General features: G+C 57.0%; 3 protein-coding genes and 1 pseudogene. All 4 read left to right on the top strand.

Annotation, left to right across the window (positions count from 1 at the left end):
* Positions 1–642 (top strand): annotated as a pseudogene (locus OK411_RS22020) (hypothetical protein); the annotation flags it as partial.
* A gap of 143 nt (positions 643–785) precedes the next feature.
* A complete protein-coding gene (locus OK411_RS22015; RefSeq protein WP_264365689.1) occupies positions 786–4433 on the top strand; it encodes a Tc toxin subunit A in 3648 nt (1215 codons plus the stop codon).
* A 65-nt stretch (positions 4434–4498) separates the two neighbouring features.
* Positions 4499–8626 (top strand): neuraminidase-like domain-containing protein, encoded by a 4128-nt coding sequence (locus OK411_RS22010; protein ID WP_264365688.1) that lies wholly within the window; start codon positions 4499–4501, stop codon positions 8624–8626.
* On the top strand, positions 8619–12680 hold the full coding sequence (locus OK411_RS22005) for an Ig-like domain-containing protein (RefSeq protein WP_264365687.1): 4062 nt from the start codon (positions 8619–8621) through the stop codon (positions 12678–12680). The genes OK411_RS22010 and OK411_RS22005 overlap by 8 nt, the downstream gene beginning before the upstream one ends.
* The last annotated feature ends 6 nt before the right edge of the window (positions 12681–12686 follow it).

Here is a 12686-nt window from a genome sequence, read left to right as displayed (position 1 = left end):
ACGAGGCAGGAGTCGAAAGACAACGAGCCGCTGCACTTTGACGTCGTGCCGGCCGCCCCCTTCATTGAAACTCCGGTCGAGGGCAACGCCATCGGGCAGCAAGTGGTGGTGTGCGGTTTTGGCGTGCCGGGCGATACGGTTACGGTGACGCTGGTCGGTGCCGCGCGCTCAGAGCCGGCAAGTGGAATCGTGCAGGAAAATCGCACCTGGTCAGTGATGCTCGCTGCAAGTTCGCTGGTCGGGGGGCTTTACCGGCTGGAGGCAGTCGCATCCCGGGACGGTTTCGAATCGTTTGAAACCCTGCGCTCGGTCATGTTGGGTACTTTTGTGCCAGCCCTCGACGAGCCGGCGCCGGGACGCTGGGTCACTCAGCCAGTGCAGTTCAGCGGCAAGGGCCGTCCGGGCGTGGGCGCCGTCGTGAGTTGGTACAACCCGGATGTGCAATGGGTGCCGCAGCTGCCCGTGGACGGTGAGCAATGGCGCGGAGACGCGGCGCGGGCACTGCCTCTGGGGGGGAACTGGTACCGATTCCGGCAGACTCTGACTGACGCAGCGGATGACGCGACGATGTCCGATTGGGCCGATAGTGCGCGTTTTGAAGTTGAAGGCGCGCGGCTTTTCACAACAATTCCTCAAGCCTGACTTCCGACGAACGGTTATAAAACCTGTCATAAATGACAGTGGACTGAACGGCTTTCGCAGCGCTAAATCGTACTTATTGAATGTGCAGCCCGACGAAGGATGTCGGGCTGTGCGGGCCAGTTGTCGCCTAAAGGAATCTGATCATGGTTGATTCGCGCCGTCCCGCCCTGCAACTGTTCGACCAGTTGTTCAGCGAGAAACAACGAGCACAGGACGTCGGACTGCAGAACCTCGAGACTTACCTGGAAAACGGTGGATCAATTTATCCACTGGTTGAAAAGGGTGTTCAAGGCATGCTCCAGGAGCACTCGCAACTCAGCTTTGAGCAAGCGCAACAATTCTGGCGCGGCGCCAACAGCATAGCCACCTCTCAGCGGCGCCAGTTTATCGAGAGGACGCTGAGGGGGAACAGGGACGCGCCAAAGCGCAGCTCCAGTGGTTTGCTATCGATCGTGGACGGTCCCAATTATCACGCTCTGATCGGTACCGATTTTGCTGCACTGTGCCCGCCAGATGCGCTGGAGTCCATCTGGTCGCCAGTAGCCTATCTGATCGACTTGTTGCGCTGGGTTCGTGACCGTCTGGAGGGCATCAACAAGGAAGAAAAATATGCGCTGCATAACCGGCGCACGGATTTGCTGGCACTGAGCGTCGACTTCAATGCGGTTTATCAGTCGATCTCGTCTGTGGACATCATCGTCGAGGTGCTGGAAAAATTCATTGCGGCGAATACAGATGTCGATTCGATCGAAGACGCGCTGATCGCAGCTCGCTACCCCAACGGCCTGCCTTATTACCAGCATTGGGTCACGATTGATGGTATCGCGCAGGTTCATGATCTGTCGGTGGGCGACTTTGAGCACCGGGTCGACCTCTCTTATCCGTATTTTCTGCAAACCAATGGTCGGGGTGCCAATACTGCAAAGGGTTTCGCCCATGCTTCGCGGCTTGGCCCTTATCAGCGCCTGTTGCTGACAGAAACCCGGGCGGATTTCGAAGATCGCGAAAGTTTCTTTGCGCAAAACTTTGGTACCAGCAAGCTCGACGAATACCTGTTCCTCAATCAGGTGGTGTTCCTGGGTGAGCGCACCAAGCTCGACAGTCGGCAGATCGAAGCCCTGCTGTCGATTGGCGACTTTGCTCCGGTGCGCTCGACCAATGTCACCTATATAGATGACAAGCCCGAGCATCCGGAAAGCGAGCGCTCGGGGTCAATCTATATCAATGACAACACTGCGCCGGCGGTGCGTATCGATAATGCAAGCGAGCTTCGGCATCGATTGACGGCAAATCCCGACGAGTCCATCGGGTTCAATCGTTATGACCGACTGAATCGGATGGTGCGCCTGGCGAGCTGGACCGGATTGCCGTTCGATCAGGTAGACGTAGTGTTGGCAGCTGCCATCAGGGCGACAGCGCTCGGCAATCGGCCTGAAGACTCCTCAGACAAAATGGAAATAACCAATGGCGTCGTGCATGCACTTGGCTTGTTTCAAAAGTTGCGCGAGCGCTACCAATGCACTGCCGCGGACTTCGCGGTTTTTATCGGTGAGATGTCGGTTTATGGCCGCGGCGAAGCGCTTTCGCAGTTCGATCAGTTGTTCAATTTCGAATCAGGCTATCGCGAACCTTTCAAGCTCGACAACGGTGCGTTTGCGGTAACACCTGTGCCTGGCATGGTGGATCTGACGATCAGCCAGCTCTGCAGTGGCCTGGCGATTGATCCGCAGACTTATTACGTTCTGGCGAAAACAGTGGCCAAGGCTTATGGCTTGACCGAAACACTGAATCGCAACGCAGCGATCATCTCAAGTTTTTATCGTTTGGTGTCGCTGCCCCGGCTGTTGAACATCACACCGGTTGAAGGTGTACTGATGCTGTCGATGCTGGGCGGCGATGAGTGGATCAGCCGCTTCGCCGGTGTCCCTGTCATTCACGATGTTCCGGACGGTTTACCGGATGCGCTGGAACTGATCGAGGCTATGCAAAGTTGCGTGCAGTGGTGCGCGCAAAACAATCTGCCGGTGTCGTGGATGTTGCAGCATGCGGTCGACGCGCCACCGGTACAGGAACTGTCCGAACAGGATGAGCAGTTTTTCGAGCAGATTCGCAATTTGCTGCCGACGGCACAGCTGTCCAATAGCACTTTCCTCATGGCTGGCGTACCGACCGCCGGTGCTACCGACTGGATCGAATTCCTCGCGACGTCCGCCGACAGCCTGGGGCCGATAACCGATTTGTATGGTCTGATCCTGCCCTATGAGCAAGGCGCTGAGACGTATCCGGCCTTCGTCCTTCAAAAGATCTCATGGGCGGTCAATAGCGCCTTGGGTGAGATCGAGCCAGCATTGCGGCAGAACATCATCACCAGCATGGTCAGTGCTTTTCTACAGATGCGCGATGCTCAGACTTCGCTGGTAAGGGAGACGCTGGCGGCATACGCCGGCGTGGGTGTGGATCAAGCGTTGCTGGTCCTGGATTGGGCAGGCGTCACGGTGCATCAATTACTCCTGCATGTATTGGAGCGAACCGATATGCAAGCCGAGGCGTCCGGCCGTACACGCGACCGAGCCGCAAGCGCATCATTTGATCTGCTGGCTGAAATTCGTCGGCGCAGTGAGGTGGTGTCGACACTTGGGTTAAGCGCCGCGCTGTTGCAGGAATATCTGGATAGCGGCTACACGGACTGGCTTGTTCAGGCCGACAAACATACGTTGACGGTGCGCACTCTTTATTACCTGACGACGCTCACTCGCGCTTTTGCCCTCGCCTCAGCCGCGAGCGGCCAATCGCCACAGAAGCTTTTGGATTACCTGCGTCAGGTCAACGCATTGCCGGCAGTCAGCGGTGATGCGAAAAGGCTTGCGCAACAAGCGTCTGCCATCAAGCTGGCGAATTTTTTTGGCTGGAGCGTGCAGGAAGTGCGCGAATGTGTCAGCCGCATCGATGCCGACGGGATTCTGAAGAACCTCAGCCAGCTCGATTTGTTGATGCGCGTGCTGACGCTGTCCACCGCGACCGGTATGGATGCGTTAACGATTTTTCTGATCGGTAATCTGCCCGAGACGGTCGACAAAAGTTCCTACGCCAAGGCCGCTGAACATGCCCTGCTCGGCGAGTCCAGTGCGCAGGCGCCAATTGTGCATGCACCGGGCGACGTCACAGGGCTGGTCACGATGACGTGCGAAGTGGTGGATAACAGCACCGTTGTGGCCAATAAGCCAGGCGAAAAAGTCACTTACAAGGTGACCCTCAAAGACGCCAACGGGGAGCCGCTGAGTGGCGTCACCGTCCATTGGCGCGCCACTTTGGGCACCATTAAGGACGACACCACCCTGATCGACGGGACGCTTGTGGCCGAGTTTATTCCCGGCAATGTCATGGGTCACGACACGCCATTGCTCTGGCTGGATTTGTTCGAGCCGCAATATGCCCCTTCCATCGAGATCACGGCCGATTTCGCTACGCTGTTTTTCCCGCTTGAGGAACTTTCACCTACGCCTCTGGATACAGTGGAATACGGCCATGAAGTAGAACTTTATGCGGTGCTGGAAGACGCCTACGGAAACCGCGGACAGAACTCGCTGGTGGAGTGGTTCTGGACAATCGAAGCGCCCGCCAAGAGGGATGCCGTCACTATTCGGCCGGCGCAGGGTTTTACTGATCAGCAGGGGCTTACACGGGTTTTTGTTTCAAGCAGGACGGGCGGCACATTCGTGTTCAGTGTTCGCACTCAGTCTGGGGAAAGCGAAAGAATATTCACCAATGCCATCACGTTCGCCCGGAGCTAGTGGCAGGACGTTGCGTACTGCCTGGCGAACGTTTGTCCCCGGGCCATATTCCAAGGAGCGAGATCATGGCACTGAGTAACATTGGCGGGCTGCTGGAAAAACGTCGCTCGGCCCTGCTCGAATACTGCATTGGTCAAGTGGCCAATACCCGATACCCGTTTCTGAAAACGCCTGACGATCTGTTTGAATTGCTGCGCATCGACCCGCTTGACACCTATCAGGTGAAGAGTTCCAGAGTTGCCGAAGCGACAAGCTGTGTGCAGCAGTACATTCATGCGGTGTATCGAAAGCTGGAGCCAGGCTTTGGAGATCATGAGTTCGACAAGCGTCATCTGCACGAATGGATTTTTTACAGCAATTATTCCGATTGGGCGGCGATGCAAAAAATTCCATGCTATCCGGAAAATTTCATCATTCCATCAGTGCGACTGCGCAAAACCAGTCTGTTCAGAAATCTGGAAAACAACCTTAACCAGGCCCGTTTGAACAACGATACCGTGCAGGCTGCGCTGCAGGAGTATCTACAGGCATTCGAAAAAATTTGCGATCTCGATGTGATCAGCTGTTTCATGGATGGCATGACACCGGCCAAAGCCGATTACTACTTCCTGGGGCGGCAGCGAGTGCAGCCGTTTCAGTATTTTTGGCGCAAGGCCGAGATCGAACTGAGCCCGGCCAGCGCGGCGGTCAACCCGGCGGCCTGGAGTGAATGGCAAGCGGTGGAAATCCCCACCACCAATCAGGTGCTGGATATCCGCCCGGTGTTCTGGAATGGCCGGTTATGTGTGGTCTGGGCCGAATGGCGTGACGCGGTCGTCGGCAGCGCAGCGGAGGCTTTCAGCCCGAGCAAATTGGTGATCAATCTGGCATTCATGACACAGAACGGGCAGTGGTCGGCGCCGTTGTGTGTGCACAGTTCAGAGTGCAAGGACAACCTTTTGGCGAGCCCCCCCCGACTGATTGCGACTGTGCATGCTGATTACCTTAATCCGAAGGGCAAGTTGGGGATTCTGTTAAGTGGCAAGTTCTCTGAGAAGTCACCCGCAGATTCTCCACCGGAAGATTCTGCTGAAACGGATCTGACAGTGCATGCGATTTACGACGTGCTGATGCGCCCCCTCCTGGACGGTGGCGCGTGGCTGGATCTGGCACTTGAGGAGCGATTCGTCAGCAGCGATACGGTTCAGCACCCGCTCGACATTCAGGTTACTGCTGTCCCTCGCATAACGAACCATGGTTCTCTGACTCCCTATCTTGGTCTGAACGTTATGGCAACGCGCGTCGATGACAAGGATGTGCTGACGGTGCAGGGTTTCTGCAGTCCCACGGGACTTGAAAGCGCTACGTTGAATATGGTGCTGCAAGTGACGGGATCGTCTGATATCGATCCGCCGCCGATTAGTGAACTCCAGGATGCAAGCGGTGGCTGGACAACTCAAGCGTGGACTTCCTCGCGGACGAAAGGCACCTGGCCCACACCAGTCACGTTTTTATTCGCCTCTCCCAGTTCCCCTACAGGACAGAAAGAGTTCGACCTGACGATTGTCGATCTCATGGACTTCGTCCCGCCAACTCTGCACAGGAGCAGTGCAGGCACGGCACAGTTCCTGTCATTCAATCAAGCTGGACTGGCGTTGAAATACGTTCGGCTCAATTCATTATTCGGTTCGGAACTGGTAAGGCGTTCGAATATTTCCGTGGACGCCGTGCTGGACTGGTCCAACCAGTTCATTCTCGAACCGTCGCCGACCGGCGCAGAATTTGTTGAACTCAATGGTCCCTTCAACGGTGCCAACGGTCTGAATTTCTGGGAATTGTTTTTTCACCTGCCGCATTTGATTGCCACCCGGTTGCGTGATGAAGAGCGCTTCCAGGAAGCGCAGGACTGGCTGCATTACGTGTTCGATCCACAGGCAACCCAGGATCGGAAAGATCCGCCGGTCCCGATCATGAACCCGAAACCGGCGTACTGGCGTTGCCGGCCTCTGGATTTAGAGGGGGCGGGAAGTAATCCGGGGTGGGAAATCCAGAATCCCTCTGATCCGGATGCCATTGGCTATGCCGCACCCGCGCATTTTCAGATCCTGATGTTCACTGAGTATGTGGAAAACCTGATGGCGTGGGGCGATTGGTATTACCGCCAATTGACCCGTGACAGTCTGGTGGCCGCCAAGCTTTGCTACGTCCAGGCCGGGTTTCTGATGGGCAAGGCGCCCACCGCCGACACAGCGACTCGTTGGCAGACCGCCACCGTTGAAAACCTTCTGGCCCAGAGTGATTCACGACCGCCTCTTGAAGCGCTTGAAGATACGCAGGATTTCAACCTGGCGGATTACCCGATCGCTTCCGATACCCCGCCGATGCTGGGATTGTTGGCAAGCAAACCTTTTGAAATTCCGATCAATCAATCGCTGCTCGACCTGTTTGCAAGGCCGCAGCAACGGCTTGGTTACCTGCGCGACAATCTCACCATCGATGGCAAACCGCTGGACATATTGCTGTTCAGCCCGATGACGGATCCCAGGCAATTGCTCCGCGATCTGGCCGCTGGCAGCGCGGCCGGACCCAGACCGATGGGGGGGCGGCTGGTGGTCAATGCCTACCGTTGGCGTGTCACGTTCGAAGTCGCACTGCGTGGGGTACAGAGTCTGCGGGATTTCGGCAGTCTGGTGCTGCGACTGCTTGAACAACGCGACCGTGCCGAACAAGAAGAACTGCAGCAGAACCATCTGCTGGAGTTGGGCCGTTACGCCGAAACGGTGCAGGAACAATCCATCGCCCAACTGGAGGCGAATGTAACAGCGCTTCAGCAAAGCCGGGCAATGGCGCAGGAGCGGGCCGATGCCTATGCAACGCGTTACAACGAGAACGTTTCGCCGATCGAGTACCAGGTCATGGCCAGCCTGCAGCAGTCGAAAACATCAGCCCTGCAGGCCAAAGCCGTCAGAGTGGCAGGGGGCGTCATCGCGGCGTTGCCGAAAATCTATGGTACTTCCAACGGTGGCTTCAAGCCCGAACACGCATTCGATGCAATGGCTTTCGGTTTTGACGTCTCTTCGTCACTGCTGCAAATCGACGCCGACCGACAAGCCACGACCGAAGGCTATCGTCGCCGCCGCACTGAATGGGCGCTGCAACGCGATCAGGCGCTGGCGGAGGTGGGCGCAATCAATGCGCAGATCGAAGCGCAAAGCCATGCGGTCAACGCAGCAAGATCCAGCCTTGAACAGACGCTTCGGGCCAACAGTCAAGCGTTGACCATGTTCAACTTCCTCAAAAAACGCGCGAGCAATGCCGAATTGTTCGGCTGGATGCTTGGCCAGCTAAAAGCCCTGCACTACCAGGCGTACGACGCGGTCGTCAGTCTGTGCCTCAGTGCGCAGGCTTCGCTGGCTGCTGAAACCGGCGATTATGATGCACCGGTCCCTTTGCCTCAGGCCTGGCTCGATCACCGTTATGGTCTGGGCTCTGGCGAACAGTTGCACATGTATCTGCTGGACCAGGAACGCAGGCGCTTGCAAAGCTACGAGCGGCGGCTGGAGCTGGTCAAAACAGTTTCCTTGCGGCAGTTGTGCGACGACGGCATCGAGCCTCAAGAGGGCGTGAGCAGTTGGGCAGATGCACACCAGCAATTGATGGCAACAGGTGTATTGGAGTTCAGACTGACCCAGTTGCTGTTCGACCGGGATTACCCCGGCCATTTCTGCAGGCAGATCAGTTCAGTGGAGGTGGATCTGCCTGTCCTGACCGGTCCTTACGAGGATGTCCGGGCAACCTTGCTGCAGATCAGTAGCGTGACGGCGACCCGGCCCACCACACAGTCTGTGCAGTACCTGCATACGCCGACCTCAGGCGTACCTGGCGATCTGGTGTTCAACCTGCGCAGCGCTCAGCAGATCGTTTTATCGGTAGGGCTTTCCGACAGTGGCCTGACCCACCAGAAACCTGATGAAGGTTTACTCAACCCGTTTGAATGCACGGGTGCGGTTTCCCACTGGCGACTGAGTTTTCCTCGACCGCTAAAACAGCCACAAGCTGCAATGCTCAAATCCTTGACCGATATCATTATCCGCGTGCGCTACACCGCCAAAGCCGGCGAGCCGACGTTCGCCCAAAAAGTCACAGACCTGGTTACCAAGGCTGAAAACGCCAGTTTGAAGATGCCAGTCGAAGGAGCAGGCGACCATGAATGATCCCGTCGTGCAAAACAATCAGAATCTGGTGCTCAATGGTGACTTCAACGATCGGCTCAAAGAGTGGCGCCCCAGCGGGATGATTGGCCTGGCGAGAGAATTCTATGCTGACGAGTTAGTCAATTTCATGGAGGTCGGTGTCGGGGCTTCGGCTACACAGGTAATCAAGGCACCCAAGACCCCCGGCGCCCGCGCGGGTTACGAACTGACGTTTCTATGCGAACTGCGGCCCGGAGTTTCATGGTCGGGCGAATCGGGCTGGTTGCACATCCGCAAGAGCGGCGATGTGTTAATGAGCATCGAACTCACGGCAGAAGAAGGCCGGAAACAGGTGCACGAAGACGCCGGACTGGGGGCGGAGCAGCCGCTGGAATTCAAGCCCCGGGTGTATCAAAGATCACTGGATCAATTGGCGTTCGTCGAAGATGACGAATTGAGCTTCGAGGTCAGCGGTGTCCCGCGCAACGCTGGCGACCGTAGTTCGACAATCTGCATCACTCGAATCGACCTGCAGCTGAAGCTTGAACCGTTGCAACTGCAGACGGTGCGACTGGATGACGAAGTTTTGCCACCAGGCCAGACGTTACACCTTTGCCTGGGCGCTTCCCTTGGCGATGACCCGGACGGCTCTTTGTACATTGCGCATCGTCTGTCTTTTACCCCTGTAGACGGCAGCGTCTGGCTGGGTACGGATATCGCACTGATCATTCAGGGCAACCCATTGGAAGCAGTCAAGGCAACCCCTGACTGGGGAGTCGATCAACCGCTGCTGTCGCAGTGGTCGCTCGACTGCCCGGATATGGGAGAAGAGAAAAGTCATGACTTCACAATAAACCTGGTGAACCAGTACAACACCGAGCCTTATGCGATTGACGTGTCGCTGGGGCATCATCGATTGGCGCTTCGCGAAGTGCAGACCGCGGCGTATTACCCCGTCCTCGAGTATGCACAAAGCGTCCGGTTGGGCGTGCAGGTCCTTTCGTTCTACACCGGCCGTTCGCTTGATGGTCGAGAGGTCAGGTGGACGAGTATCGGGCAGGGCGTGCAGGGCACCGCAGTCACTGATGAACAGGGCCTGGCTTACTTCGATTTCGTCCCTGAGCAAGCCGGCGATTTTGTCATCACAGCGTCGGTCGACAGCGCTTATTACGGCAATGGCGAGGTGACTCACGAATTTCCAGTCACGGTGCTGGCGACCGACCCCTGGCGGGACTTGCGTTGCGTTGTCGAAGAGCAGGTAACCCTGTGGGACGCGACCGGTTATCCCAATCGCGGCACTGATTACCCCTTCATCGTGCGCTTGCCCGCCGACAGCCCTTTGCTGGCGACTGATCTATCGCTGCACTGGAGCGGCGTCGGGCATGAAGAGTTGAAGGTCACGGTCAACCCGCCACTCCAGCAACCGGTCGCTTTCAATGGCGACGATAGTCTCTGGACGCTGGCCTGCGAGGACTGGCTGGATGGTCGCTTCGAACTGTCATTGGTCTGCTCGAAGTTGTTACTGCCATCGCCGCGTAAACCCATGTCGCTGGCGCGCAACAAGGTCAGGATCGCTGACACGCGCGGCCCGAATATTTCGCCGGTTGTCGAGAACTACGAAAAGACCTTGATGCGAGTGCAGGTGGTGCATGTCACTGACAAAGGTGCCGGTGAGCCAGTAATTGATGCGTTCGTCGACTGGCAAACCCCCGAGGGTATTGTCAGGTCTCGTACTGGCAGTGGTGGCTGGGCCAGCCTGTATTACTGGCCGTTGAAGGCTTTGAGCAACGAGACGATTACTGCCAGTGTGAGAGCCTACGAAGGCGGGCCGGCAGATGGACACACGTTTTCGGTCACGGCGTTTGCACGAGACGAGTGGAAGGACAAGGTCAGGATCACGTTTGATGGCTTTCAAATTTCCAGTGACGGAATCGCTTGCAAGCGAGGCAAGACGCACATCCTGACGGTCCGTGCATATGAGAATAGCCCGCTGATTGGCGAGGCAATTAGGCTCGGTTGGCGCAACGCAAAGCCAGAGATCGGGCTTGCGGTGAGCGACCTTGATATGCCGAGAATATTGCGCGAAGGGGAAGATCTGAGTTGGTTGTTCAGCTCTGATCGTATCGAAAGTACCAGCAGTATTTTCGAGGTAAGTTTGCTCACCGACACTCTCACGAACAAGGATTTTTCTTGCCGACTGTTATCACCTGACCTCCATGAAGAAATGACCGTGGTCCTGGATCAGATGACCGATCTCAGGGGGCAGCCGCTCTTTCCGTGTATTGGCGCTATACATCGCTATATCTTCCGCACCAATGCGCTGAGTCCTTTAGTGGGTATCCCCATGGATTTGCTGTGGAGTGGAAGCCCGGCGGCAGAGCTCGGAATCGAGTTGAGCCCACCCCCCAATAGCGAAAATGTTGTGGACGACAGCGGGTTTACCTGGACGCTGGACTGTTCAAAAAGTACCAAACCCGGGGTTTTCAAACTTCAGTTCATTATCAGTTTCTTTGGCGTGAGCGACATCAATACGATGACCCTGGCCCACAATAAAATCACGATCGAAGACGTCCGTGCATCTGCGGTGGATCCGGTCATTGGGCAGGATCCTGCGTGGATGTGGCTGAAGGTACGCTCCCCTTATCGTCCCGACCTCCCTCTGGAGCAAGTGGCTGTTCAATGGACAGCCGACGGCAGCACCGAAGTGCACGGGACGGGGGCCGACGGCTGGAGTGGTTTTCCCTTTGCGCCAACCACGGCAGGTGAGCATGTGGTGACAGCGGCGGTTATCAGCCCTTATGACCGTTTTGAAGAGCGCCGCTCCATGCAGGTTCTAGCGCTGGAAGGGGATCCGTGGGACGGATTCGAATACAGTTTCGACTCCAGACCGTTTCAGCCGCTGGGTCAAAGCGCTGAATTCCCCCGGCGCAAGGGGCAGCATCAACTGAGCGTGAGTGCTCCGGCTGGCAGTGCGCTGCATGACCAATATCTGACACTGGGCATGACCGGCACCGGGCCGGCGGAATTGGGCTTGCGCTTCGAGGAACCACGTCTGGGTGATCCCAGGTTTTTTTCGGAAGCTGGAATGACCTATCGGTTCAACGCGGGCGACCTCAAGGACGGGAGTTTCGGCCTGCGCTTTGCCTCGGCGCGGTTGGCCAGGCTTTCTCCAGTTATTGCGATGTCGCTGGGGCAAGGCGCGCAGGTGGTAAAAATTGCGGATCGTTCGCGCAGCAGTCAGACGCTGTTTTGGGGCGAGGCTGTATCGGAGCGGATCACCATTGTGTCGGGCATCAGTGGCAGACCGATGGTAGGGATGAAGGTTGTCTGGCGCAGTCCGGACCTTGGTGAGGTGACCACCACTACCAACTTCTACGGTGAAGCGCGGATACGGTTCGTGCCGACAACACCGGGTGCGGCGCAACTGACCGCCACGGTGGGCGATGCGCTGTATTCGGAGTCGATTTCCTTAGCGTTTTTGCTGCACGAGCCCCGGGAGATCAAGGAACTGGTCAGCGATTATCCGAGCGGGTATCCGGGGCAACAGATGACCGCGCAAGTCCTGGTAGTGTCAGCGAGTACCGCGCAACCCTTGGCCAATGTTGAAGTGATGTGGGAGTACGACCGCACCTCGCTGCCGACAACCCTGACGGATGCCGAAGGCAAGGCAACGGCGCGCATTGTCTTGGACGGAGCAGGCGAGGCTGCGTTGCGGGCGTCGGTAAAGGGTGGTTTGGCTGGCTGGGTGGTAAAAACGCTCTGGTTGACCGTCACTGAGTGTCCAGCAGCGGTGGAATCCGTTGTTGCGTCGCCTAATCCGGTTCCCTTGCAGACCTACGTCTCCATGACCGCGCTGATTGTGGCCAAGGAGGGGCGAGAGCCCATGCCCAGACGGAAAATCCTTGTCTCCACTAATGGAGCACCGTTCACTGAGTCGTTTACCGATCACAGCGGGCGATACCAGGCTCACTGGCGGCCGATGAGCCTTACGGATCAGATTTCACTGGTCGTCAAAGTAGAAAACAGCGACGGCACTTCGGACAGCGACGCTGTGTATGTTGCAGTCACTAACTGATCGAAT

It is taken from the genome of Pseudomonas sp. RG1 (assembly GCF_025910115.1).
In the GTDB taxonomy this organism is placed as follows: Bacteria; Pseudomonadota; Gammaproteobacteria; order Pseudomonadales; family Pseudomonadaceae; genus Aquipseudomonas; species Aquipseudomonas atacamensis.
Note: the sequence above shows the minus strand (reverse complement) of the source record. Positions and strands in the feature narration are given on the sequence as shown.